The following is a 26,276-nucleotide window of genomic DNA, read 5'->3' as shown; positions in this document are numbered from 1 at the left end:
ATGAAAAGAAAGAAAATATTATATCTTGACCAATTTGCTGTAAGTAATATGTATAATGCTGTCCCTACATCTTTGTGGGGACAGCTACGTAGTATTATCATAGAAAAAGTAAACAATAGAATCCTTTCTTGTCCTATGCCACTTGAACACCTATACGAAACACTAGGACGTTCCAATATGGGCGAAGACGGCAACGAAAGTATAGAGTATTCAAAACAAATAGCACAACAACATCATTTCTTCAGCGAGATTGCAAAAGGAACTACATTTTATGGATATGAAGAAATCGCAGCAACGGAGATAATGATGTTGCTAAGACAGGGGAACGTTAAACCAATACAATCCATGTATTTTCATAAAGCATACTATGCAGACATTGAAATACTTGACATTTATGCAAATGGTCATAAGTTCAACAAAGAGAATCATTTTTATAATCAAGAACTGTTCAAAGATGTAAATGGGTTAAGAGAAGACATGAAAAAAGCTGGTCAAGAACTTAGTAAACCAGATAAATCTTTAGCATTGGATTATCTATGTAAAATACAGACCATAGCATATATAGAAGGTCTTAAAGAGCTATGCCGAAAGGGAGTGGTTAATGTTCGAGGTGTGCAATGTGGTAAAATAAATATTCCTAATAAAGTGGATTTGTTATTAAAACTACTATGTGATAAAAGACTTGATAAAAGATTAGCTCAGAAATTAATTTGTGAATTAGAAACACATGGGTTTGAAAAAATTCCATCAATGAATATTCGTTCATCGTTGAATGCAGATATGGCTGTCAACGGGAAAAGTCAGACTCCGAATGATGTGATAGACATAGATAGGGCTGCTATTGGGTTGCGTATTTCTGATTATTTTTTCGCTGATAATGAAAAGAAATTAGCTATTGAAAGATGCCAATTGGATAAAAAATATCAGACTAAAATCTATTCTGCAAAAAAAGATTCTGTTTCGTCACTAATTACGGAGTTGTCGGAATTGTAAATCATAATTTGTTTTGAATATATTTCCAGAAATATACAGAAGTAACCAACTGAATTTAATGATGATGTTCCTAAATTCAGTTGGTATTTCATTTGCCACAATTTTGTGCTACAATTATACCTATTCCTCCTGCAACCACAAAGATTCCAATCGTGAAGAAGAACCAAAAGAACCACTGGGCATAGTGACCGAGATAGCAGCCATCATATTCCTTGTATCGCTCACGGACTTTTTTCCGTTCATCAGCAAACATGGAATTGACCTCACGGATATGCATCTGCATCTGTGCGGTCATCCATTGGCGTTCTTTGGCAAACAGTTCTTGAATCTTCTGCCAGTCAGCATCATTGACATTTACTGCCACCTTTAATTTTGTGGGAGCATTTTCCAAAACTTTGTCTATGTGCTGATTGATGGTATCAACCTTTTTACTGATGGTAGTCACAGCACCACCTAATTTGGCTTCTGCACGCTGATACTGCTGAATAGCAGACTCCAGTTCAAGTGTGGCATTGATGAAGGTGTCGGTTGCCTTATCAATGTCCTTACTCAACTGCTTCAACTCAGGAACACGGTTTACAAGTCCGTCTTCGGCTTGCTGTTCCTCGACCTCGTTTTCGACATCATTCATCATGTTGTCGAAATCGGATCTTTCTTCTGTGTCTATGTTTATCTTGCTTTTTCTGATAGCCATATTGTCATTGATTTATCGGTGAAAACTTCTGCTGCGTGGTTTAGGCTTGCACATGGAATGAGCCATCTGTGCGCAACGGTGGGCAAACTTCCAATCATCTTCATCATCCTTCTTGCCCCAACCAGAAGAAGGAGCAGAACCGCCACCGCCACAATTCTCTGACATGGAAGTGGCTGCGTCAATGTACCCTGCAAACAACAGCATCGCTACATGAGCGACATTCTCTGTTGTCGCAATATCATTATCCTCTGGAATCTGAACCTCATTAGTAAAGACATCTTTGACAGAGTTCGGAATCCACACCTTTTTGACTTCATCGCCAATGTTGATTGTGAATGCCGTTTGTGTAATTTGAGGTTGCACCTTTGGTTGTGATGCTGTTGGAGTCTGAACGACAGGACGAACTGGGCGAGGCGCAGGAACAACGGATGGAGAAACAGGCTTTGTCCTGACTTGTGTTGGTTGTGGGTGCAGTTTCTTCCAGGTGTCTTCAATCTTTGATGCCATGAACCTTCTGCCTATCTCAGAAGCCTTGAACACGGAAGCATTCTTGCCGACTGTGTAGCCGACAAGTTTCCGTTGCTTGTCGTAACGAGGTTTGACCTCATAGCCTTTCATGCGCAACAGATTGAAGTATCTGTCAATGTTAAACTGTTGCATATCTTTGAGGGTATTTTCGCAATCCTCCGCAAGTTCCACTTTCCGCATATTCCGAATCTCCTGTGGTTGTTCCCACCCATGCCTCATATTGATGATTTCCGCAGCCTTCATTGCCCGAAGATGAATATCATGCACATCGTTGGTGTTACCCTCCATATCCACACGACAGCAGTCAATGTGAAGGTGCTGCGTTCCTGACTTGGAGTCAGAGTGCAGTCCCCCCACATTCATAGAATTGGTGAAATTGGTCTTTATCTCATTGGAGAAACCGTTGGGTGTAAGTCCAACAGAATCCAAAACGTCCAATGCTTCGTCTTGAAGGTTCGCCCAATCTTCAATCGTGAAGTTTGCAGACTCTTCCTTTGATGGGGAAAGTACAAAAGTGGTCATGAACCTTTCCAACTTTCTGCCCACCGTCCTTTCCGCCTGATGATACTGGCAATGATGCTTCATCATGTACCAGATGGCGGTAGGGTCAAGACCATCTGGCATATTGTTCACCTTGACCGTTTTTGCCTTCTCCTTTTCCAATGCGTACCTTACGGAGTTACCTCCATACGATACTACCTTTGCGAGCATAATCATGAATCCTCCTTTGATTTGGTCTGTACGTTTGTTGCGATATTCTCTTCAATGCTATACCAATGTTGGATAAGTCCTGCAACGGCATCAATCCACCAACGCATGAACTTCTCGTTCTTGAAGAACCGAGCCTTTTCCTCAGCCGTTTTCTTGGATAGCACGTTGCTGATTTTTATCAAATCCGTCCTTGCGATGGCGAGAGAGTTGAGAGCATCCACCTCTTCCTTGGTGAGTCTCATGCGTGGACGGTGCTTCAAGCCAGTCTCAACGACATAGCGGCTCAGACTTATTCCACACTCTTTGGCAAGCGTCTGGAGTTGCTTTAACTCTTCGTTCGTACATCGGTAGGTATGGACTTCCGTAGGCGGTTTCCTTATGATTTTCTTCTTTCTCATTTGTCCTTGTCTCTGATTAAAATGGGATGATTACAAGCACCTTGCAAAGGTGGTCACGACTGCGAGCCTGCGAGTAGTCCGAGAAACTTTTAGGAATACAGAAAGACGGACACGGCTTCTGTATTACAAAAGGATTTCTCGAAAAGTACCTATAAAATGACGGCACTTTTAACAGCGTCCGTCCCCCAAGGCTGCTTAAACGTATAACAGTTTGGCGGTAGCCTATGGCGGTCAATCGTCCTTTGGGATGATTTCTCTGTATGGTTGCTCATAAGCCTCTTTATGCCTTTTGATTGCCGTTATTGTAGCTGTTAGCCTTGTAACCATTGGCATTAGAACCGTTAGACTGTTGTGTTTGTCCTCCTGCCAGATGCTGTGGATATGTGTTGTGTTCTCCCTCATTCTGTTTGGCTTCTGCTTCTTGCATGGAAGAAGGATTGCCAACAGACTGTCTGGAGTAGTTTTGTTGTGGGGAAATACCGCCAGTAACAGCATCGGAAAGATTGCCATTCGTTCCGACCTTACCCACGCTTCCATTATCATTAGATGAAGTCGAATTTAGGGAAGAAGAAATACCTGCCGTAGAAGAATTGCCCTTGTTGTCAGTATCGGATATTCCATTGGCAGAATGCCCATCTTCCTTGTCCGACTTTGTATCATCCTCCGTTGTCGTAACAATTACTCTTGCTTGTGGAACTTCCGTGTGGATGATTGCAGAGCCATTCTCATTGCGTTTCAATGAAAAGCCGTTCTTGACAAATCTTCCGTCCACATACCAACCAGAGAGGGAATGCAGGGTAATGATGCGGTTGTCTCCAACTTTTTGTGAAGAGGAAATGCCCACAACCTCCATAGCCTGTAACAGTTTGGGTACGGTCTTGCGGTCTTTATCCCAGAGTTTGGCAAGTTGGGTGTTGTCAACCAGACATTGCCCACACAAGATTTCCACTTGTTGGGTCTTGCTGATAGAAACAAGAGTTGTTTCACGTTCAGCAAGAGAGGCAAGAGACATGAAGCATTCCATGCGGTCAATCTTGTACTTCTTGCAGCGAAGATACTCCATCTGTGCATCGGACAGCGTGAAGCAGTAATGTATCTTTTGTTTATCCATGTTCTGTGAATTTTGAATATTATAACCATAACTGGCAAGACTGTTTTTCTCAGTAAAGAGAAAATCATCTATGCCATCCTCTCCTTGGGGAAATGTCCTCTGCGATAACATAGAGCTCGCCTTGCAACCTGTCATTAGAATGACTGCTTAATCGTGAAATGCATTCAATGCAAACAGACTGGGCAAGAAGTTTTCTTCTGCCGATAGTTGCTTCATCATTGATGCCCTTGTTGGCTCCGCATTGCTCGGCAAGTCCATTGAAAGCATCACGCATCCGAAAGTAGCCGTTGCCAGTATTGATGTAGCTCACGGCAAGGTCAGCGACATTTGCCAACTTGCTTCTATACTCCTCATGGGAAATATCGTCCTTCATCATCGCCATGTCTATTTACAAAGTTCACTCATGTGCTTGGTCGCTGCAGCCTTAGTCTCTGCCTCGGACATACTGCGGTTCTGGCGCATCCAGTTCAAAAGCTCGGACTTCTCAAAGTAGATAATCTTGCCGTTGGGACGGAAGAACGGAAGTTCATGCTTGTGTGTCATCTTGTAGAGACTGCTCTTTGATATACCCATGAATAAGGCTGCTTCCTCCAATGTCAATACTTGCTTGGCATCACGGAGGAGGTTCTCCATTATTCCAATGCGGTGCTCATGTGACTCTACCTTCAAAATAAGAGTTTCGGTGTCGATAGTTTTGTTCATTATCCTGTAATTTAATTGTTTGTAATTCGTTGTACTGCTTGTTTTGAAAGTGTAGTCCCCCATGGCAGAGAGAAATCCCTGCCCGATAAATGGGGACTACAAAAGTGAAATTAACTGGTTGTTATCCTGAAAAGTTCTGTTTACTTGTTATCCTGTATAAAAGTTATTCTGCGTGGATGGGTGTTGGTGGCTGCTGTCCGCTTTGTCCTCGGTATTTGCTTGTTCTCTTCACGCTGTTTGCGACCTCGAAAGGCTTTCTTCATATTGTCAACAGCCTTGACCTTTTCATGCGTCAGCACATCTGCATAGATGGAGGTGGATTTGAGTGACTTGTGTCCCATCAGCTTCTTGGTAGTCTCAATGTTGCCGGTAACCGCCTGCACCAAAATTCCGAATGTATGTCGGGAACAGTGAAAAGAGATATTCTTCTCAATGCCCACCTTTTTGGCTATCCTTTTAAGGGCTGCATCCACATTAGCCTTAGCAGGAAGGTGGAACACAAAATCATCATCACCTTTGGGTGGCATCCATGACAAGGCGGTATTGCCGATAGGTACGGCATTGAGAGCCTTGGTTTTCTTCTGGACGATTACAAGAGTGTTCGTTTCCTCATTTCTCTTGATGTCGCTCCACCTTAAAGCCTTGATGTCGCTGATACGAAGTCCTGTCAGACAGGCAAAACCGAAAGCCTTTTGTGTCTCTGCTACCCCTGGACTTCTCTCATCTGAAGCCATGAACCTTTTCAGTTCATCGGGAGTGAGATACTGCTTATGTGATGACTTTGGCTTGGGGAAGATGTCTGACTTCTCCAACTGGTAGAAAGGGTTAGCCTTCAACTTACCGAACTTGACTGCCTTGTTGAACACCGCCACGATGCGCTGTTGAACATTGTGAAGGGAGCCTTCACACAAAGGCTTGGCTTCAACTCGTACATACTTCTGTGGCACATAGTCGTTCTTCAACCAAAGGAAGAATGCCTTGAACCATTCCTTGTCGAACTTCCTCAGAGTGATGTGAGGTCTGCGCTTGTTGGCAAGAAACTCGCTCATTAGGTATTTCAGATACTTTGATTGGTCAACAATAGCCTTGGAATAATCTGTATTGTCGCTCATCCAGTCGATGTAAGTCTGGATCCAATCTAAGACCTCGGGAGACTCGTCATTGGGGATTTCCTTCACAATCATCAAGTGACCTACCTCAGGAATGGTCTCTGGATGAAGAATACGCTCTGCCCTTATCTGGTGAGCACGTTGCAATGTTTCTTCGTTCCTTGCTTTGGTCTCTGCATCAACCTCTGGCAACAAATAGAGGGAAAGAAATTCAAACTTGCGCTTGCCACCATCGTAGATGTCAAGATACAAGCTTATGTTGTCGTTGGCAAGTGCCTTTTGTCTGATAGTTATTGTCATGTCTCTATATGTTTTCGTTGTCAATGATTTATGTGAACATACCGTCAATGAGGTTGATGGCTTCCTCCTTCTTCTTGTCCACGATTTTAGCATAGATTTCCGTGGTCTGAATGTTGGAATGTCCCATCAGCTTGCTTGTGGTAAAAAGGTCTGCACCGAGCGTGAGCATCATCGTTCCGAACGTGTGCCGTGAGCAATGGAATGAGATATGCTTCTCAATCCCTGCCGCTTCCGCCCATTTGTGGAGAGCCCTGCCTATAACGGTCTGTGTGGTCGGAATGTCAAAGAAAGGAACATCATTTCCTCTTGGCTTTGGCAACCACCGCTTAGCCTCTTCCGAGAGAGGTATTATAACTGGCTTCTCCGTCTTTTGCATTTCCATGTCTATGTATTCGCCCTTTCCGTCAGCGGTCTTGAAGATGTGCATCGGAGCAAGACGGTACATATCGCTTAATCGCAATCCAGTAAAACAGGCGAAGATGAAAGCCTCCTTGACCTCTGGACGGTAACTGTCCGTAGCCATGAGGATACGAAGTTCCTCTATAGTAAGGTATTCTTTCTTGCCTTCCTTGGGTTGGATGCGCTCACGTGCATCAAGTTCCTTCATCGGATTGTTTCGGATAATGCCTTGGCGCACAGCGTTATTGAGAGCAGTGGAGAACATTCCGAGGTATCGGCTTGCCGTATTCTCACTGATAGGTCTTGGCTCGCCATACTTGATATGGGAATTTGGGAAGTTACGCAAGAATTTTACATAACCACGGCAGAACTCCGCATTGACCTCTTCAAGGGCAATGAAGCCTTTGTTTGTCTCGTCAAGATACTTCTCCACGGTGTGCAGCATTTCCACACGGCAATGGAGTGTTGACTTCTTGATGCCGACACCACCTTCACAATACTTCTTTATCCAAGTAGTGAGAAGCATTGAACCTTGCTTGACGGTTTCCCAGTCCTGTATGCCATGACCATGCAGGGCTTTGATGCGCTCTGCCTTGATGCGTTCTGCAATCGCCATAGTCTGCTTGTTCTGTTCCTTACAGACGGGATTGATTTCGGGGACGAGATAGAGTTTGAGGTATTCATACTTTCTCACTCCCTTATAGTAGATGTCAAGATAGATGCTCTTGTTGCCATCTGCGAGCGACTTCAACCGAATTTTAATCGGCTCTTTCAGCTTTACTTGTTTCTTTGGTCTTGCCATGATGTATAAAGTGTTATTTTGTTTTTGTATTCTGCTGCCTGGAGGGTCTTTCTCCCTCTTGTTGAAAGTTCATGTCAGATATGGTTTCCAATGCTGACATTTGCTTTTCTTTCTCTTCCCTTACTTCGGAAAACTGATGTAAAGATAAGAAAACAAACCGAGAAACGAGAAACAAAACGGAAACAAGAAACAGTCTTTTATGTCTTTTTAAGAGTGAGCTTGGCAAACATCGGAAAATTCAAATTATCGCTTAAAGCATTGATACTTAGCGCATTTACTTTCATTTGCTTTCTTGTCTTTTCAAACGCATTTCGGAGGACTAAGATATTCTTGACATCCTGCTCCTCGTTGTTCATGGCGATGTAAACGCTGATAGCACCCACTACGGCTACAACACCTGCAATGGCATAGCAGAGTTTGACCACGATAGGCACATACTTGGCAATTTCCTCCGTCACTGTTGTAAGTGCGGTGGTACCTGCCGTGTAGTCACCTGCCGAGTTCTGCGCCATGGCAATGCCACCGCCCACAAGGAGCATCAATGCCAATGTCTTCAAGCGTCCTGAAGAAAGGACGCTCTTGGCGGTCTTCTTCAAATAGTTCGTTGTTTTCTTAAACATTCTTTCTTGTTTTACTTGTTAATGATTCGTTTGGCAACACCTTATTATAATTATATAGAAAGGTGTTGTCGCTTTCACATGATATACTCTTCTGCAGTTGAGTCTTAAATCTGGTAGCCAAAGAATGCCGGGAACAGGATGGATGCGCCTATCATAAACAGACAGGCTCCTATCAGCGTCAGTATGGACTTGGTAACTCCATCTTCCCCTGTGTTCATCTTGATGTATATCTGCAAAGCGGATATAATCACCATCACAGCAGCGACAGCGTATGTCAGATACAGCACATACAGCATCATCGTCACCACATAGTCGTGCATCCCTGCCAGTGCGTCTGCTCCCCAGCTATAGTCCACATTACCGCATTTGGCTGATGCTGACAGGGGGAGCAGCGCAAAGACAAAGGAACTTACTACATTCTTTATGATATGGCTAAATTTCATCCTTGACTGGTATTGTTTTGATGTTTGGTTGTCCTGGCTTTGTCTCGCCTTGTTTCAATAGGCTCTCCGTAAAGTCGTCCTGCCATAGTCCGTCTATCCATATGGGAGAAGTGGACTCCATCTGCCCATCCATCTTTTCCTGCAACGACTCGGCTGCGTTCTTCGGCTTCTGTTGGTTGACATCATTTCCTTCGTCTTCATCAACATCATCTTCTCTGCCGGAAGAATCCGTTTTTGGAGAATAATCACTCATTCCGTTGTTCTCTGTTCCCATGCCATAGCCCTCATCGTATGATGTGCCGTCTTGGAAACTCGTGTCGTATTGCTTGTCGGCAACGCTAAAGCCACCATCGCTTTCATTGACGGCTACTGCGGCTTCCTCTTCCGTTATGTTGCTGATGTCAAACATTTCCTCGTTGCTCTTGGCTTCTTCCTTCTTACCATACAGGTCTCTGGTTATCATCACCGCATAGTAGATGGCGTATGCAATGGTAAGGCTGATTGCGAATATCAAAAATGGACTCATATAATACTTTGTTTTATTGATGATTTATACTCTATGCAGTGGCAAAAGTGCCAGTTGCGAGTGCAAAGTAAAGAGTAAAATCCGACAAAAAAGAATTTTGTAAAGTATGGCCATCAAAGTTTAAGATATATTCAAATTATAATTATATATCATACTCTCAATCATACTTTAATCAGCTTTTTCTGTTAGTTTTCGCATGTTTCTTCCTTATACTTAGACGGATGTTTTTAAGTATAGAATACCTTATCTGTTTAAATCTTGTAATATGTACTTGTTTAATACGAAATATAACATAAAACAGAGGTATTCGTACAGATATTTTGGTTTTATGTACGTTTTGTGTTAAAAATGAGTTAATGTTTCAATATGTTTGCCGCATTGGATTTTATTTTATTACTTTTGTATTCAAAAAATAATAATAACATGTATAACAAGCCATATGTCATCAGATATATTAAGAATTATAGAAGGAGGATTGAATAACGATAGGAGAAAAATCATAAGTTACTCCAATCGTTTAGCTACTCGTCTTGAAGCCGAGGGCAACATTCAATTGGCTCGTTGCATCAAAGAGCAAATTCAAAACTCTAACACAAGAAGTTCTGCAACAGCTGATGCCATGCGTATGTTACCTTTAGATTCGGACAGCAAATTGCAAATAGTAGAAGTAATTCCCGAAGACTCAACACGTACCAATATTGTCCTTTCTGATAATGTCGGAAGGCAAGTAGGTGAATTCATTGAGTTGGTGAGGCACAGTGACGAACTTGAACAGGCAGGGGTTAATATGCCTAAGTCCATGCTTCTTTACGGAGCACCTGGTTGTGGCAAGACCTCTATAGCTCACTATGTCAGTGAAAACACCAATTTACCATTGGTGGTAGCAAGATTGGATGGAATTGTTTCATCACTTCTTGGTAGTACAGCAAAGAACTTAAGAAAAATATTCAGCTATGCTAGTAGCATGCCATGCATCTTGTTTCTTGACGAATTTGATGCAATAGCCAAGGCACGTGACGACAATCACGAGCTGGGAGAACTGAAGCGTGTCATCAACAGCTTGCTTCAAAACATTGACTCCATGCCAACTTCTTGCGTTCTGATTGCGGCAACAAACCATCCCGAATTGTTAGACAAGGCCGTTTGGAGACGCTTCACAACAAAAATAGAAGTCGGAATGCCTGATGACGAAGCAAGAAAAAAAATAATTTTGGACTTAACATCTGGGTTCAATTGTCCTTTTGTAGAGGATGGACAAAAGATGAAAACGGTTTGTGACTTAACAAAAAAAATGTCTCCCTCTGACATCTCTACGATATTTAACAAACTAAAAGTGAAGGGCGTTATCAATGGAAGCAAAGCTATTGAATATGAGGACTTACTTGTTACTATCTTTGAGTTCGAAGGAAAAGACGAAGCACAAGATAAACTCATCATGTTCCTTAACACAAACGGAGTTAGTCAAGCCAAGATTGTACAAAAACTAAATATTAGTGCAAGATTGGTCAGAAATGTATTATCTAAAAAATAGTGAATTATGGTAAAAGAATATCCTATACAAAATGTATCTTTTAGGGGAGAAACAGACAATTTCTTGACGGAAGCTGGTGGTGGCAGTGAATTACCAAAGTGGGTTAATGATACTGCTATTTCCGTTAATGCAGAAAGGGTTTACGATCAATTGGAGTTGTTCTCAGAATTATTCTCTGATGCAAATAGAACGATGCCTGTGCTTACAGAGATTACACTGAACAAAAAAGCAACAGCTAAATCTCATCGTCCAGCAGTGCGAAAAATGATGGATGTAAACTCTAAACGAAATGTCCTAGGAGTCACATCGGTAGGTAAAATCTTGGTAAAGATTGATACCGCCAATGATTTGAAGAAAATGGAGCGAGGTTTTAAGGTGGTAAATACAGCCAATCTGCCGAAAGTCAAAAAGATTGGTTTGTCTGCAATAGAAAACATTTCTCGATACAAGGCTGTTGTTGATGATAGCATTCAAGAAAATGACCGTCTCAAACTGCAGCTGGTTGATTATCTGAATAGTGAGTACAATCATCGTTCTCGTATTGCTTTGAGTATAAAATGCAAGGAATTTGGAGTTGAATTAGAAGAGCTGAATTATGCTAGTAGCTTACGCTTGTTTTCCTTGGAACATGTGTCAGAGGAAGCACTTCAGGCTATTGCATCCATGGATTGTGTCTTGGCGGTTAGAAAAATGCCTACAATAGAATTTGAAGCTGCCCCAGATGAAGACAACTCCTGTATCGAAGTGATGACACCATTGGAAGGCGCAACATATCCTGTGGTAGGCTTATTGGATTCTGGTGTTGGCGATAATGATTACCTGCGTCCTTGGATGATTGATGATGAAGATAATATCGCTGATTTGGAAGATGAAGACATAAACAGAAGTCATGGAACAGCTGTAGCAAGTGTCATCAACTATGGTGATTTTCTTGAAAATAAAGATTTGACGAAATGTGGACCTTGTAAAATAAAGAGTTGTATTGTCAATACGGACAGAACCCAAATATACGAAAACGAGTTGGTAGCCAACATTCAAAATGCTATCGCTAAACATCCAGATATAAAAATCTGGAATCTCTCGCAAGGTACAACAAAAACGATAGATAATGACAGATATTCCGACTTGGGCATCGCATTGGACAGCTTGCAGAAAGACAACAGAATCTTGATTTGCAAATCTGCAGGTAATGTTGATCCAAGAGCAGAAAATCAAAGAATTACTGATGGCGCCGATTCTTTGCTTAGTCTCGTTGTAGGATCTATAGCTCATAAGAAAACTACCAATAATGATGCTAAAGAAAATGACAGAAGTCCTTTTTCTCGCATTGGTCCTGGTGTTGAAAATGCAGTAAAGCCAGATTTGGTGCACTATGGCGGCAATATGGATACACATCTGTCCCTGTTTTCAGAATGGGGAAGACAGTTTTGCCGCTGGAGTGGAACTAGTTTTTCTACTCCACGAATTACAGCTTTGGCTGCTAATCTTAATCAGATGATTGGAGGTGAATGCAATCCCTTGCTTTTGAAAGCATTGCTTGTTCACAACTCTGATTACCCTGTAGGTTTATCGAAAACGCCAGAAGAACTTCGCAGGGAAATGGGGTTCGGTTTGCCATCTGTTATTACAGATATGCTTAACAACGATGCTGATGAGTGCACTATGGTTTTTCATCAGACTTTACAGAAAGGAACAAATATTGTTTCTTTGGATTTTCCATACCCACAAAGTTTGGTTGAAAACGGTTATTTCATCGGTGAAATTACATTGTCAATGGCTGTGAATCCTGTAATTAATGCGGGGCAAGGTTGTGAGTATTGCCAAAGTCAAGTGGATGTTCTATTGGAAACTTATGACCATGTTGAACATGTTCAATTGGGCGAAGGTATGATGCGCAATGAGTCAAGAACATCAAAAGATGCCGTTAATGTACTCAATGCATCGATTTATAGCTCAAAAGCTTTCAAAAAGGAGTTCGCAGAAGAACGTATGCTGATTGAACAGGGAGATAAATATCAACCTATCAAGAAGTATTATGTTGATCTTTCCAAGATGACTGACACTAACAGGAGAAAGGCATTGGGAGAAAACAGAAAATGGGCACTGAAACTCACTGGACTCTACCGTGATGCAGCTGTACAAGCTTTGGAGAGAGACGGAGAAGTACTTTCGCAAGACGTTGTTGTCGTTGTGACAATAAAAGACCCTAGACATCGTGGCACGATATATACCGAATGTCTCAGTTTACTAGAACAAAGAGGATATGTACACAACGATATCAATATTCATAATGATATTCGAGTTGATAATTAATGATCGTACTTTATTATGGCTACATATGATTTTTCAAACGCCATTCCCTATGTGCCCACTCATGTTGGAGAACTGATAAACGACGAGCTTGTTGCGTCGGGACTGTCTGTAGAGCAATTGTCAGAAAAAGCTAATATCGAATTGATAGCTTTAAATGAAACAATTTCTGGGAAAAGGCAACTATCCACAGAAATGGCTTTACAGATAGAATCAGTTATGGGGATTCCTGCTTCATTGCTTCTGAACATCCAAATTCAATACAACAGTTTTCTGCGGAGAAAATGAATATTCTCCGTAGAAAACTATCGTTTTTCAAACTTTTCCATATCACCTTACCAAAACAGATATGCTATATAATACACCAACAGCATCCCAAGCAGGAACACTGCCACACTGCATCCTATCTTCAATCGTTCCAATACCTCGTCTTGCTCCAGCCCCTTGCTATGTTTGATGATGACAACGATTGATACTATATCTATCAACAATACAGCATATATCATGGCTGGCAGATAGTGAATATGATCCACCATCCACCAGTGTATATCCGCTATATCGTCATATTCCACTTTTGCTTCCCTCATGCTTTCTTTCTCCCTATTAGACAATCGTTTACATCCTTATAATCTTTGCTTATGAAAAGGGCATAAAAAAAAGCCCTCCGAAACGGAGAGCTTGGCAAATTCTTGGTGAACTGTTATTTTTCCATATATTGTTTCAGTTCCTGTGTGATATATGTCCAAACTTCTTGGAAGGTTAGTGGTTCCTTGAATTTGATTTTCTTCAAATAACTATTCCACATAATATTTCGTTTGGCATCTGTCGCAAAAGAATCCTCGAAAAGGCTATATTCCGTAGAGATGGCGGTGCCTCTATTCTCAAACGTGGCTGTGATGGCTTCTTGCAATGTGTTCAAGTCAATATTTCCTGCTTTTAGTATTCTGTACACATCAAAGAAGTCTTTCATGCGGCTGTTCTCTGTCGCATGGTCTATCATTGCCTGATACTTTTCAGCCACCACGGTCTCTAAAGAGTAAGCCAAGATGTCAACTTCTGGTAATGTGTCCAGCAACACCGGATAAGAAAGGTCAACGGGTGCAGGAGTTATGATGTCGCCAAAGCCTACATCCATGGAAACAACTTGGCTTGCCGTGTCAAGTCCTACCTTGACATGCACTCGCACACCATTATATTCTTTTTTGAGAGTGATTTCTTCTACGCTAATGCTGTCCTTTTCAAAGACAACTCCGTCTTCCAGACATTCTATGTCGCATAAATTTCTGAATGTCTCCTTGATATTGTCCAACTCACGGCTAATCTGTTGACCAAGGAAATCTATGTCCAATGTTGGTCTTGCTTTCAAATGCTCATGGGCATACAGTAATGCACCACCTTTCAATATAAAGCGTTCTTTGTATGGACTTACCGACAGACGGTACAACAGACGCTCCTGAAAGTATCGTGTCAATATCGATTGGTAGAAGACATTCTCTTCTTTCGATATATTAAGCAGTTTCGCTCTTACCGAGCGAGCATAATTCTTCGTTGTCATATTTATTATTTTATAGTTCCATTTGTAGATATGTTCCCAATGTTTTGGCAACTCTCAGTTGTGAGGCATATTTCATCAGTTTGCTGACATTATGATCTCTGCGTTTCAGATATTCCTTTATAATCTCCGTACAGACATCTATGCCGATTTTGTTTCTATACTTTACTGCATCACAGACACATTTCTCCACGTCATATATCCTCACCTTGAAACCCTCAATCTCTGTATTCGTAATTCCAAGGTTAAAGGCGGTATCACTCCAATGGTATAGTGTAATTGGGGGATAATCTGGAAGGGTGATTTTTCGGCCTCTTTTTATTGCAAGACAATATTCTTGTGGTACCTGTGTAGTCAACTGATAATGTGACCAAGCGGAATACAGACACAACACACCACCAGGAACAACCTTTTCCACATCAAGCATTTGACTTGCCAAATGGGCATCGGTTGCATACACACCTCTTTTTATTCTGGTGAGTTCGCCATTCTTGGCGGCTTGCAATACTTTATAGTATGCAGCTCTTCCTGCCATATCTTTTGCAGAGATATAGCCTTCAGATTTTGGATTTGTCATACGCTTTTCCATGATTTGCATCTTTAATTCTGTACAAAGTTACTACATATTTTCAAAAATGTAGTATGTTTGTACGGAAATCTACGCAAAAATCACGCAAAATATAGTTTTCTACGGAGAATATTGACTTTCTCCGTAGAAAATTATCGTTTTATACATCCTCTTTATGCGGAATAATGGATTTTCTGCCGATAAGATAATCATTGACATCCTTGTATTCTGCATATCTTATGGATTCGTTGATTGCCCTGTTTTGATAACAGTCCATGATTGTATGGGCAGCCACCGTTCCTGCTTGGTCATTATCAAGATAACAATGGATAGCAGTGTAACACGCCAATCGTTCCATGCATTTCCCAAGGCTACTGATGGAGTTCAGTACAATATAATCACATGGCTCTTGTATGCAAATCACATTGTCGCCTCGCTTTTCCAAAGTCTTGTACGAAAGAAAGTCCATAAACCCCTCGAAGATGCAGCATCTGTCCTGCACTCCAACTTGCTGTGAATGTATCAAGGATATGTCTTTCTCGCCCAAACAACCTTTATAATATGGGTTACGCAGTTCATACCCATCCCGGTTATTTGGAAAGGCTATACCAAAATACCGCTTGCCCTTAAACGTGTACCAGATCTCCTTGCAATAGCGTTTACCCATGTCCGCATCCACATGGCGTGAACGCAGATACGACATAAGCACAGGGTAGGACAAGTCTTGGATATGTACCTTGTCCATCTTGTTTGTCTCTACTTGTGTCAGTATGGGAGGTTTTGCCTTTGTGGACTTTGGGTTGTTCATGTCCGCTGCTATATGCTGCAATGCAGCACCCACATCATCCGTATTGTAGAGAAGTTGGGCAAGAGCAATGATGTTGCCACCCTTGCCAAGAGCAAAGTCATACCATTGGTTTCGGCTGAAGTTCACCTTGAACGATGGCTTTGTCTCCGCATGCAATGGCGACAGATAATAAGATGTGGACTTGCTGCATCGTTTGGGCTGATGTCCCAATGCGCTCAGATAGTCCGTGAGTTTGATTTCCTTTGCTTGTTGTATGTTCATCTTTCATTCATTTTTTGTTCATTCGTGCGCTTATTATATATACACCAGAGTGAATGAACGGTTTTGTGAAGTCATTTTGTCGTATGTCCATGTAGTTAAATATGATGCCACTTCACAAAATCCGTCCGTTCTACTATTATATATACACCGAGGTGAATGAAGTGGTTTTTGAAGTGACTTTCGCTTCATCCTCACGTCTTTACCTCCTGCCCTTCAAGCAGCGGAAGCGAAGGATAATCCTTCATTCTGCAATACTCGTTGTTGCCACACTTCACCACCAGTTTGCTCTTCAATAGGAAGGTCAGCAGCTTTGACATCACTGTTCTACCTCTGGCAAAACCAATAGTTGTATAACCTTTTGTCAATGCGTTTATCACATTCTCATAGCCTGACACCACTTTCTTGCCGAAAGCCATTTCAAGTGCCTTGTCATGCTGCTCATCGGTAATGTCGGCTATTGTCATCTTCGGCTGTCTGGCTGTGGTGGAGTCAACCACATAGTCCTTGGCAATCTCTGGAAGTCCCTCCTTGTTTATTTGGAACGCAAAGGGTGCAAAGTCCTTGTCTCGGATGTTGAGCGGTTTCACTTCACTCACATTCGCCATCGAATTGCTCTTGCTTATCACCAGTACCGTCTCTGCCTTGTTGCTGAGTTCCGTTCCTATGTGACCTCTTACATTGTCATCACCCTTGTTCAAGTGTAGGACACAATGTATGTGCAGGTCATAGCGGCTTGACCACTGCATCAGTTTGTTGATGATATGGACGGACTCGCTCGGATTGTTGATGTCGAGCATCAAGTCCCTTATGCCGTCAATGATGACCAAGCCAAAGCCCTTTTGCGTCTGCAAGGCATATTCTATCAGTCGCAGTCTGAGGTTGGGACTGTACTCTCGCAGTCCGAAGAACACAAGGTTCTCACTGTTCATGTTGTCGGGCAATCCTGCAAGCCGGAGGATGCGCTGCATCACGCTGTGACAGTGGAAACGGCTCTGCTCCGTATCAACGTAGAGTATCTTACGCTTGTCATCGGGCAGTTTTGCCGTATATTGCAGCACCTTTCCATTAGCGAGCGAGGCTGCCACCAATGCCGATACATTGAACGTCTTTCGGCTCTTCGCCTTGCCTGTGGAGGCACTGAAGTTGCCAAGCGTGGCTATGGTCGAGTTGTCCACCCATATTATCTGTGGCGGTGTCTGGTAGGTCTCATCCGCATGGATAAGCGATGCCTTCAGCAACTTTTCCAACAAATCAGCATTGTCCGCTGCGCCTTCAAAGAGGCTCATGTCGTTCATTTCTTCCATCGTCATCTGCTCTTCAAGGGTTTGTTCATCACATAGCGTATGGCATCCTGCTCATACACCTCTTTTGTTTTCACAGGGTGCTTCTTGATCCATTCCACCAGTTCTTCCTTGCTGAAATAGATGGTCTTGCCGTTTGGCTTGTAATGGGGAATGGCAAAGGTACGTGTCAGTTTGTAAAGCTGACTCTTTGAAGCGTCAAGGAATACGCTTGCCTCGTCAAGGGTGAGCACGTCTTTTCCTGCAAAGAGCCATTTCTCCAAGCACTTGATGCGGTTCAACACATCCTCCACTGGTCCAAGCAGCTTGAATGCTTCTTCCATTTGTTGAATACGCTCGGCAAGTCTCATTGGTGTCATATCTGCCAGTTCTTGTTCTGTCAACTCGTGTTTATCCACGTCTATCGTTGGCGGTAGGATAGTTCCATCCTTTGGTGGATTGTTTGCCTGATTTGTTGTCTGTCCAATCATTGTCGTAATTTTATTTATCGTTACACATAACGAGGTCGCCCTCCATAACCAGGTTTCTGATTACAGAGGGCAAAGGTAATGGCATTTCTGACCAATCGGATGGAAGTGCGCTTGACTGTCAACCGACTATCAAGCCAACTGTCAAGGTTTTCATCTGTCAGATGGTGTCCTTGCTGTCATTTTTACCGCAATCTGCTATTTCTTGCACTTTCTTGCGGATAGCCTCATAGATGCTGGCGTTGGTACTTTTGGCATCACTGGTTGCTGAGGACAGCTTGGTTGTTGTAAGTGGCTTGTCTGTTGATGAAGACAGAATGAGTTTATGCTTGGCAATGACCGATTGCCATTGCTTGCAAATCAAGTTCTTGCTGCAGAGCATGTCAAAGAAGAATGCCACACGTCTGTTGCTTCTCGCCTTTAGCTGCTTGCAGACTTGACACGAGAAGAGTTTTCGCATATCCTCTTCCGACACATCGGCTGAGAACAAATGAACCTCATTGGCATGGCGCGCAATGAGGTTCAACTGAGTAGAATCAAAGTAACATTGAAAGTCCTGTTTCGGTTTGGTTTCTTGTGCTGTTTGTAATATTGACGGTGGTTTACCATGGAGATACTGACCGTTTGGAGGCGGCTCCGTGGTGTTGAACTTGTGATGAAGAGCCTTGTAGTCATGATACTCGAAATCCACTTTGGTAAAGAATATGACTACTAAGTCCTCACGTTCTTCAAGAAACTCCTCCATGATATAGAAGTTCTTCTTGTGCTCGTTCTTTCCTGCCGCATACTGGCAGTCCGTATAGGAATGGCTGTTGAGAAAATCCTTTTTGTAGCGGTGATATAGTTTACCGCATCCTATGACTTCCGTCTGATAGCACTCATGGGCTTCCTTGAAGAACAGCCACAATTTGTTGGTACCACAAATGCCACCTACACCGTTAGCGAAGGTGCATTCATTGCATTGGGGTAAAAAGAGAGAACGAGGAGTCGTCTCGTCCTTGGTTGTTTGATGTATTATTATGTTCCATTTTTATTCTTCGAACGCACTGTCCAATAGGGAAACAGCCTCGTCCTTTTTCTTATTGATGATTTTTGCGTAAATTTGTGTCGTACGCACCTCCGTATGACCGAGAAGTTTGCTTGTAGTGTATAGATCTGCGCCCATGGTCAGCTCCATCGTGGCGAACGTGTGTCTTGAGACATGGAAGGTCACATGTTTGCTGATACCTGCCGCACGGCTCCATTCCGGGATGCAGTCGTAGTTCTTGCTTGGCAGTGTTGGAAACACCTTGTCCTCGTCACTCGCAGATCCACGCTCAGGCATCCAACGAAGGGCTTGCTTGTTGAGAGGAAGATAGAGAGGCTGCTTGGTCTTGTACTGTAATATCTCAACTCGTGTCTTGTCACCCTCGGTGATGATGTTTTTCCACTTCAAACTCTTCACGTCACTGATACGGAGTCCGCAGAAGCATGAAAACAGGAACGCCGCCTTGATATCCTCACGCTTGCAAGGGGTGTCAATCAGTCTCTTCACCTCGTCAACGGTCAGATACTCTCGCTTGGTACCGCCACCTTTCAGAACATCCATGCGAAGACGCAATACGGGATTGTCGTCCATTATCTCTTCCTCAATAGCCATGTTGAAGGCTGCTTTGAGGCATTTGAGATAGTTCATCACCGTGGACTTGGACGGATGGGTGTGCTTGTAGGTGATATAGTCGTTCAACAAGAACACCATGAAACCATTGCAGTATTCCTTGGTCATCTCTGCGAGTGTCACGTTTGGCGAGTGTTCTCTCACTGCATTCAGCACGCTGTTCACCCAGTTTCGGGCAGATTGTCTTCCTCGCTCCACTTGTGCGTCACGGAATATCTCCAACCAATCCACAAGTCGCATTTTGATTCTTGACTTGTCTTTGAGCCCTGCGATACCGTTAGTGATGCTCATGATGCGTTGTGCCTTGATGGCATAGACTGCTTGCATCGTCTGCTTGTTCTGCTCCCTGGCAGCTGCGTCAACCTCTGGTATGAGATAAAGGCGCAGATAATCATAGGTACGGCGACCGTTGACATTGATGGATAGATAGACCGACTTGTTGCCGTTGGCAAGTTCCTTGAAGCGGATTCTCACAGGCTCCTTGGTCTTGGAATTTCTCTTACGCTCAGTCTCTGCAACGGCAATCTCTGTCTTCACTTTCTTGGTGGCAAGATACTCCTTGTATTTGTCCACGTTGGCATCTGGATCTTCTCCATGCGGCTTGTAACCTCTTCTGCCGACACGCTTCTCAAAGGTTCCGTCCTTCAATGCCTTCATGCGTTCCCTGGCCTTTTTCTCAGCTTCTTTCCAGATTTCCTTGTGTTTCTCCTCGCTGTCATCCTTACGAAGATAAAGACCGACAGACTCGTAGGCACGTTGTCCCTTACCATAATATATATCAAGAAAGAGGGAACGGTCTCCATTGCGCATCTTGCGACTACGGACTATCACAGAACTGGTGTATTCCTCAACTTTCTCCACTTGGTTCAGCTCGTCAGAAGGATCCGTGAAAGTCTCTCCATTGACGACCTCTCGCGTCTTGCGTTCTTTCAGACGCTCTGCGGTTTCCATGACCAAGGCATTATTCTGCTTGTCAGCCTCGGTAATCTCTGGGTTGATATAGAGCTTCAGAAACTCGTACTTGCGCTCACCATTATAATATATGTCGAAGTAGAGCGACTTGCTGCCGTTGGCAAGGTCCTTGAAACGAAGAGTGACAGCTTCACGCTTGTTGGGTCTGCCTCTATGTTTTTTGATTGTTCCATCTATGGCTCTGCCCTCACCGTCATCGTCAATAAACTTCCATTGGTGTCCTTCTCTGCCAGAAACGGCTCCAACGACTTCGTTTACCTCACTTTCCTTTCCCTTGACACTTTTGCCAGTTTTATCACTGCCGACTTTTTTCTTCTTACTTAAACGTGCGTTCTTCTTGCTTGAAGTTGTTGTAGAAGCAGGATGTTCCAAGGAAGCCTTCACTGTTTCCAACTTTCCCGACAGGATTTCTTGCACTCGTTGGTTCTTGATAGCTTCTGCCTTCTGCAAGGTCTCGGCATTGACTGCCTTAGCCTTGTCATCGTCCTCTGGAAGCAGATAAAGCTTCAAGAACTCATACGACCTCTTTCCACTTTTGTAAGTGTCGAGATAAATCGACTTTGTGCCATTCGCCAAATCCTTGTAGCGTATGCGCACAGGTTCATTGTTACTTCTCATGTTACTTTGTTATTTATTCTACTTATTGTCATTTTGCGAGATTTGTTACTCACGGTGCAAAGATACGAAAAATAATTGGATTTGTTACCCAAAACGAGAACCAATTACGAACCATTAACTATGATAAATTATAAAATCAAATGGTAAAGTAACAGATAAATAACAAAAAATACATCATGTCAAACACCTGCTATATGCTGTATATATTAGCATTTACGCGCAATTTCTTATCATTTTGAATGTTGCATGAGATTTGACGTTGTATTGGCGTTGTATCTGCGTTGCTTATCCTTGAGTTGAGGCAATGCGAAGGCCTGAGAGCAGGGATGGGCGAGAAGTAGAAACTCCCATGCCTTTTTTGTTTCCATTAATCTAATACCAGTTTGTTAACGCTGAATTTGGGGAGTATAAGAAGCAACCTAAAACTTAAATGCTATGAGTGAAATGATGTTGTCGTTGCTGACTTTGTCTCCTTTGTCATTGTTAAGTTTTAGTTTTGCGCCATGCGGATCTTTTAAATGTGAGAATGATAGTGGTGTAAACCAAAACAGATATCTGTTACAGCTTATCGGTGAATTCAGATTGAACGCAGCAATAGGACGTGTTGCCGCCGGTACAGCTTTCGCTATATGCAAATCTCCTTTCGGCCAACAAAGGCTGTGGGCGGCTTGAATATTCCGGATGCTGAGTAATATCTGAACACAGAAGATGTAAGTATACAGGCGTTGCATATTTGCCATAATACACTTCAGGTGCTTAGTTATATACTTTCAATATTAGTCATCTCTTAAACAATTTTTTTACTATGAAAAGGATGCATTTTATTATTCTGTCATGCCTGTTGGCCCAGAATGCTTTTTCTGCAGTGGACGGAGCCAAGGATGGTGTCGGCGTTTTGTTGCCGCAAGTTGAAAAACCGGTAGTGTCTGTCTTGTCCGACAGTTATCCCATAACCCGTGCCGACAATCAGCCTGCATACAGTTATCCTGACGGACTGAGCCGTCTTGGCACATATTCTTCTGAGAATCAGCCTGTGTGCAATTATCTTTCGCCCAACCGCCTTACCAACGGCAACTACTTCTTATGGGCACCTACAGGCAAGCCTGTTACATATATAAGTAATGTGAGCGGCGCATCCGCCTATAATTGGTCTTAGCCTGGAACATCAGAAGAAACTTCCGCAACAGAAAGCGCAACTGCAACATACACTAAATTAGGTCATTACGCATTTCCTTCACTTGAAGTTACTGATGCATCGGGCAAAAAGAGCGCGTATCAGGCCGAAGGCGAGCTGCTTGTGAGCGGTAAGGCCGAAATAAGCACGGCAAACTGCCGTAAATGGAACGAGACATATCAGCTTGGCTATCTGCCTTTAAACGGTGGTTCGGCTGGCTATCTCGGCGGAACCAACAGTGCCGGACTGAAGGGCTATGGCAACTTGTTCATGACGGCTCACGGTAATGCCCATATTACAGGCGTAAACGTATATTTCGCCTTTAAGCCTACAAAATATCCTGCCGATGCAAAGCTGATGCTTCGTGTATGGTACCCTATGGAGAGCGAGGGCAACATGGAGTTCACAGGTCTGCCGTTAGAGGTGGTTGAGTTGCCGGTGAGCGAAATTCGTGATGCTTATGAGGGCGAGTTTCCTATAAAGAATGTGGCAGTTGGCGAGTTCCGTTTTGAACAGCCTCTGCAGATATGGGACAAGCCTTTGTTCTTTGTTACCGTTGAAGGTTTTGGCGACGATCCGTCAGAGTCTGATATCGTTATGCTGACTGAAGTAATGGGGCAGGATATACCCGAGGAGCAGATGACCAGCATGCTTGCTCACAATTCTTTTGTAAACTATAACGACATGGGCTATAACATGCCGGTTAATTATTTCGGCGCTGCGCCGGGCGCTTCGTTTATGATCTGTCCTATTGTCGACAATAAGGACGGCGACGCCACAGACATAACTCCGAGTCTTGTCAGCTGCAGCGAAACAAGGCTACAGGTCAGCTCGCTCAATCTTACAATAGGCAACGACGATGCAACATCTGTAAGCGTGGTAAATGCTGCCGGCATGAAGGTGTGTGAGCGTAATATGGTCAAGGGACAGGATGTTAGCCTTACACTGCCAGGGGCAGGACTTTATCTTGTGCAGGTGTTCCGCGACGGAAAGCTGATTGACGTCAAGAAAGTTCTGGTAAATAAATGACAAAAATAAGAAGGGAACATTTGTTCCAAATTTTGAATTAAATAATAATGCTTATGAAAAAGATTACACGTTCATTTGTAGTTGCGGGGCTATTGGCTCTGGCTACATCGGTTAATGCACAGGAGCATGTATGGAAATACGTTGCAACAGGAGACGCCTCTACCTATGCTATTCGTGACGACGGCACTCTGTGGAGCTGCGGTTGGAACGAGAAAGGACAGCTGGGTGCGCCGGCTGTGTCGGAAAGAACAGCAGAGTGGCAGTGTGTAGGAACTGATACAGACTGGAAGAAAGTGATAGGTGGCAAGGCTTACGCCTTCTTCATAAAGGAAGACGGCTCTCTATGGGCAGCAGGTACATCAGAGAGCGGTGTGCAGGGAACCGGTGACGGAATGGACCATAAAGAACTTGTACGTGTAGGAACTGATAATGACTGGGCTGACGTTACGGCAAGTCATTTCTGGGGATATAGCGCAATCGGACTCAAGACAGACGGCACAATATGGGGCTGGGGCGAAAACACCAGTTCGCAGCTGGGTCTTGGTGACAGAAACACACGCACTACTCCGGTACAGATTGGAACTGATACAGACTGGAAACAAGTGTCTTTAGGAAGTTCTCACTGTGTAGCCTTGAAGACTGACGGCACAATATGGGGCTGGGGACAGAATAATTCAGGACAGTTAGGACTTGGCAATGCTACGAGTCAGTCTTCTCCGGTACAGATCGGAACTGCTAACGACTGGGTTTACGTCAAGGCTATCGACAACCGCACTTATGCGATAAAGGCTGATGGTACATTGTGGGCAACAGGTGACAACTATTCAAACCTGCTCGGCTTTAATCAGTCTGACGAGGAGCTTGTGTCGCTTTACTATGAGTTCACAAAGGTAACGACCGTTCCTGATGGTGTGCTTTCTGTATCAGGATGCGAGAACACTACGACCATTGCCATAGGAAAAGACGGTGTCATCACGGAGATTTATGCTATTGGCAGCAATAGCGACGGAGCTCTCGGCGACGGCAACGGCAAACTGCTTACAGCTACATCATCTTCAGACGAAATGCCGTTCTCGGCAAAACCTGTTAAGCCACTTCTGCCAGAAGGCGCAACTTACTCAATGCTGGCATCAGGACAGAGCTACTCATTCGTGCTTACTACAGACGGAAAGTTCTATGCATGGGGACGAAACAAGGGTGGACAGCTTGGCGACGGCTCAGAGTTGGAACAGCTGCAGACCAGCTATCAGAAGAAACCTATTGAGATAGCATGTCCTGGCGGTGCTACTCCCGGCGGCGGTGACGAAGACGTTGTTACTGTACCTTCTGACGATATTCCAAGCGACCTTAATAAGGCAACTGAAATCAAACTGACTGGAACATGGAACACAAGCAAATTTACAGAACTGGCTCAGGCTATAGGTACTACTGCTTTCGGAGCATCTAACACCACGCTCGTTTCTGTTGATATGTCAGAGGTTCTTATTGAAGAAGGTACAGACCTCTACGTTCAGGGCGGACTGGCAAAGAATGGTGCTTTTGTAAATTGCAAGGCTCTTGAGAAGGTGGCTATGCCGGCTGCTGCCGAGGCTGCAAACTTCAAGGACTTTACAAATGCGTTTATGAACTGCGAGAAACTCTCTGACATCGACTTGCAGAACTGCGCAGGCCTTACGAGTCTTAACAGCGCCTTCATGGGCTGTACGTCTCTGACAAAGGTTAATCTGCTCAGCTCTAAGTCTCTCACCGGCGTTAGCAGCATGGCCAGCACATTCAAGAGCTGTACGGCTCTTACAGATGTCGTATTGCCCGAAGAGATAGCTTTTGCTTCAGCTACATTCAGCGACTGTACAGCTTTGGCAAACATCGACTGGACAAGCTATACAAAAGACAGCGCACCTATATTCTATTCAGGAATGTTCGACGGCATATCTGACCTTAAGGCCATCACTCTTACTGTAAATGAGGATGTTTATGACATCTTTGCAGCAGATGCCAACTGGAGCAAGCTTAATCTGGTGGCTAAGGGCTCAACCGGTATTAATGGTGTTGACAACGAAGCTTCTGTTCGTTTCGACGGCAACACTCTCTATACATCACAGCCGGTTAATGACGTATGTGTATATACCGTTTCTGGTTCACTCGTACGCAAGTGCGGTGTTGTGGCAGGCAGTCTTAATTTGTCTGATGTTGCCAACGGCGCTTACATTCTTGTCTACACTCAGAACGGACAGAAACATGCTGTTAAAGTTGTAAAGAGATAATTCAATATTCTGGGTTTATTACAAAGAGGCTTTCTGCTGTATGCGGGAAGCCTCTTCCTTTTTTTATGTATCTGTCTGTGCAGCCGTTGATGTTAATGGCTGGTAATAAAAAAATCTTTGACAGTGCTGATTTGTACGACTCTGTTTGAAGTCGACCTAAATTAGGAAAGGACAATCCGTAAATCAACAGTAAATAATTTTCTTTAAAACTCGTCACTCATCACATTCGCGCGTAACGTGTTGATATACATAGCGTTATGGTGTGATGAGTTTAATTTGCAACTCGTCACACCATGGCTTTTGTGGCCTTTCCTGATTTTGGTAGACCTCGATGTGATGAGTTGCAAATTAAACTCGTCACACTATAACATCTTGATTATTAGTGAATTAGGCGGCTTTGTGATGAGTGACGAGTTTTTAACAAAACT

The 26,276-nt window shown here is 43.4% G+C and carries 26 protein-coding genes; 7 read left to right on the top strand and 19 right to left on the bottom strand.

All coding sequences use genetic code 11. The features are described 5' to 3' along the window. Window positions 1–993 (top strand): hypothetical protein, encoded by a 993-nt coding sequence (locus EJL04_RS09030; protein WP_125104709.1) that lies wholly within the window; start codon window positions 1–3, stop codon window positions 991–993. Between the two features lie 88 nt (window positions 994–1,081). On the opposite strand, the gene EJL04_RS09025 is transcribed toward EJL04_RS09030, so the two are convergent. From EJL04_RS09025 to EJL04_RS08975, 11 genes are all read right to left on the bottom strand, one after another. Next, window positions 1,082–1,687 carry a hypothetical protein gene (locus EJL04_RS09025; protein WP_206429374.1) on the bottom strand — a complete coding sequence of 202 codons (606 nt, stop codon included), beginning with the start codon at window positions 1,685–1,687 and terminating at the stop codon, window positions 1,082–1,084. 12 nt (window positions 1,688–1,699) lie between these two features. Continuing rightward, entirely contained in the window at window positions 1,700–2,878 is a 1,179-nt protein-coding gene (locus EJL04_RS09020) for a relaxase/mobilization nuclease domain-containing protein (protein WP_241209970.1), read from the bottom strand. A 50-nt stretch (window positions 2,879–2,928) separates the two neighbouring features. Then, on the bottom strand, window positions 2,929–3,324 hold the full coding sequence (locus EJL04_RS09015) for a plasmid mobilization protein (RefSeq protein WP_125104707.1): 396 nt from the start codon (window positions 3,322–3,324) through the stop codon (window positions 2,929–2,931). A 280-nt stretch (window positions 3,325–3,604) separates the two neighbouring features. Then, window positions 3,605–4,435, bottom strand: coding sequence for a hypothetical protein (locus EJL04_RS09010; RefSeq protein ID WP_125104706.1), 831 nt, complete (start codon window positions 4,433–4,435; stop codon window positions 3,605–3,607). 64 nt (window positions 4,436–4,499) lie between these two features. Next, a complete protein-coding gene (locus EJL04_RS09005) occupies window positions 4,500–4,811 on the bottom strand; it encodes a hypothetical protein (RefSeq protein WP_241209969.1) in 312 nt (103 codons plus the stop codon). An 8-nt stretch (window positions 4,812–4,819) separates the two neighbouring features. Continuing rightward, a complete protein-coding gene (locus EJL04_RS09000; protein WP_125104705.1) occupies window positions 4,820–5,137 on the bottom strand; it encodes a helix-turn-helix domain-containing protein in 318 nt (105 codons plus the stop codon). A 140-nt stretch (window positions 5,138–5,277) separates the two neighbouring features. After that, window positions 5,278–6,546 carry a site-specific integrase gene (locus EJL04_RS08995; protein WP_125104704.1) on the bottom strand — a complete coding sequence of 423 codons (1,269 nt, stop codon included), beginning with the start codon at window positions 6,544–6,546 and terminating at the stop codon, window positions 5,278–5,280. Between the two features lie 28 nt (window positions 6,547–6,574). After that, window positions 6,575–7,747, bottom strand: coding sequence for a site-specific integrase (locus EJL04_RS08990; protein ID WP_125104703.1), 1,173 nt, complete (start codon window positions 7,745–7,747; stop codon window positions 6,575–6,577). Between the two features lie 197 nt (window positions 7,748–7,944). Beyond that, window positions 7,945–8,367, bottom strand: a complete 423-nt coding sequence (locus EJL04_RS08985; RefSeq protein WP_125104702.1) for a DUF4134 family protein — start codon at window positions 8,365–8,367, stop codon at window positions 7,945–7,947. A gap of 104 nt (window positions 8,368–8,471) precedes the next feature. Beyond that, window positions 8,472–8,810 carry a DUF4134 domain-containing protein gene (locus EJL04_RS08980; RefSeq protein WP_010537137.1) on the bottom strand — a complete coding sequence of 113 codons (339 nt, stop codon included), beginning with the start codon at window positions 8,808–8,810 and terminating at the stop codon, window positions 8,472–8,474. After that, window positions 8,800–9,336 carry a hypothetical protein gene (locus EJL04_RS08975; protein ID WP_125104701.1) on the bottom strand — a complete coding sequence of 179 codons (537 nt, stop codon included), beginning with the start codon at window positions 9,334–9,336 and terminating at the stop codon, window positions 8,800–8,802. The genes EJL04_RS08980 and EJL04_RS08975 overlap by 11 nt, the downstream gene beginning before the upstream one ends. Window positions 9,337–9,775: 439 nt before the next feature. Between EJL04_RS08975 and EJL04_RS08970 the strand changes: the two genes are divergently transcribed. Genes EJL04_RS08970 through EJL04_RS08960 form a run of 3 tightly spaced genes read left to right on the top strand, consistent with a single transcriptional unit; the run spans window position 9,776 to window position 13,465 of the window. After that, on the top strand, window positions 9,776–10,867 hold the full coding sequence (locus EJL04_RS08970) for an AAA family ATPase (protein WP_125104700.1): 1,092 nt from the start codon (window positions 9,776–9,778) through the stop codon (window positions 10,865–10,867). A gap of 6 nt (window positions 10,868–10,873) precedes the next feature. Beyond that, window positions 10,874–13,180 carry a S8 family peptidase gene (locus EJL04_RS08965; protein ID WP_125104699.1) on the top strand — a complete coding sequence of 769 codons (2,307 nt, stop codon included), beginning with the start codon at window positions 10,874–10,876 and terminating at the stop codon, window positions 13,178–13,180. Window positions 13,181–13,195: 15 nt separating this feature from the next. After that, on the top strand, window positions 13,196–13,465 hold the full coding sequence (locus EJL04_RS08960) for a helix-turn-helix transcriptional regulator (protein ID WP_071122662.1): 270 nt from the start codon (window positions 13,196–13,198) through the stop codon (window positions 13,463–13,465). A 47-nt stretch (window positions 13,466–13,512) separates the two neighbouring features. Here EJL04_RS08960 and EJL04_RS08955 read toward each other — a convergent pair whose 3' ends face one another. From EJL04_RS08955 to EJL04_RS08920, 8 genes are all read right to left on the bottom strand, one after another. Beyond that, window positions 13,513–13,764: a hypothetical protein gene (locus EJL04_RS08955; protein ID WP_071122663.1), complete on the bottom strand. Its 252-nt coding sequence runs from the start codon at window positions 13,762–13,764 to the stop codon at window positions 13,513–13,515. 113 nt (window positions 13,765–13,877) lie between these two features. Continuing rightward, window positions 13,878–14,732, bottom strand: coding sequence for a nucleotidyl transferase AbiEii/AbiGii toxin family protein (locus EJL04_RS08950; RefSeq protein ID WP_125104698.1), 855 nt, complete (start codon window positions 14,730–14,732; stop codon window positions 13,878–13,880). Window positions 14,733–14,742: 10 nt separating this feature from the next. Beyond that, window positions 14,743–15,327, bottom strand: coding sequence for a type IV toxin-antitoxin system AbiEi family antitoxin domain-containing protein (locus tag EJL04_RS08945; protein ID WP_206429372.1), 585 nt, complete (start codon window positions 15,325–15,327; stop codon window positions 14,743–14,745). 130 nt (window positions 15,328–15,457) lie between these two features. Then, on the bottom strand, window positions 15,458–16,366 hold the full coding sequence (locus EJL04_RS08940) for a toprim domain-containing protein (protein WP_125104697.1): 909 nt from the start codon (window positions 16,364–16,366) through the stop codon (window positions 15,458–15,460). 191 nt (window positions 16,367–16,557) lie between these two features. Next, window positions 16,558–17,676, bottom strand: a complete 1,119-nt coding sequence (locus EJL04_RS08935) for an AAA family ATPase (RefSeq protein WP_125104696.1) — start codon at window positions 17,674–17,676, stop codon at window positions 16,558–16,560. Then, window positions 17,673–18,137, bottom strand: a complete 465-nt coding sequence (locus EJL04_RS08930) for a helix-turn-helix domain-containing protein (RefSeq protein ID WP_010537131.1) — start codon at window positions 18,135–18,137, stop codon at window positions 17,673–17,675. The genes EJL04_RS08935 and EJL04_RS08930 overlap by 4 nt, the downstream gene beginning before the upstream one ends. Before the next feature lie 157 nt (window positions 18,138–18,294). Then, window positions 18,295–19,041 carry a hypothetical protein gene (locus tag EJL04_RS08925; RefSeq protein WP_125104695.1) on the bottom strand — a complete coding sequence of 249 codons (747 nt, stop codon included), beginning with the start codon at window positions 19,039–19,041 and terminating at the stop codon, window positions 18,295–18,297. A 123-nt stretch (window positions 19,042–19,164) separates the two neighbouring features. Further along, window positions 19,165–21,381, bottom strand: a complete 2,217-nt coding sequence (locus EJL04_RS08920) for a site-specific integrase (RefSeq protein WP_420899299.1) — start codon at window positions 21,379–21,381, stop codon at window positions 19,165–19,167. 805 nt (window positions 21,382–22,186) lie between these two features. On the opposite strand from EJL04_RS08920, the gene EJL04_RS08900 reads away from it, so the two are divergent. From EJL04_RS08900 to EJL04_RS08890, 3 genes are all read left to right on the top strand, one after another. Then, window positions 22,187–22,537 (top strand): hypothetical protein, encoded by a 351-nt coding sequence (locus EJL04_RS08900; protein WP_125104694.1) that lies wholly within the window; start codon window positions 22,187–22,189, stop codon window positions 22,535–22,537. Between the two features lie 141 nt (window positions 22,538–22,678). Then, window positions 22,679–23,584, top strand: coding sequence for a T9SS type A sorting domain-containing protein (locus tag EJL04_RS08895; protein WP_125104693.1), 906 nt, complete (start codon window positions 22,679–22,681; stop codon window positions 23,582–23,584). 53 nt (window positions 23,585–23,637) lie between these two features. Further along, window positions 23,638–25,848, top strand: coding sequence for an RCC1 domain-containing protein (locus EJL04_RS08890; protein WP_164511745.1), 2,211 nt, complete (start codon window positions 23,638–23,640; stop codon window positions 25,846–25,848). Window positions 25,849–26,276: the final 428 nt, after the last annotated feature.

This window comes from Prevotella marseillensis (assembly GCF_900625065.1).
GTDB lineage: Bacteria > Bacteroidota > Bacteroidia > Bacteroidales > Bacteroidaceae > Prevotella > Prevotella rara.
The sequence above is the reverse complement of the archived record's forward strand: the minus strand, read 5'-3'. Positions and strand labels throughout refer to the sequence as shown.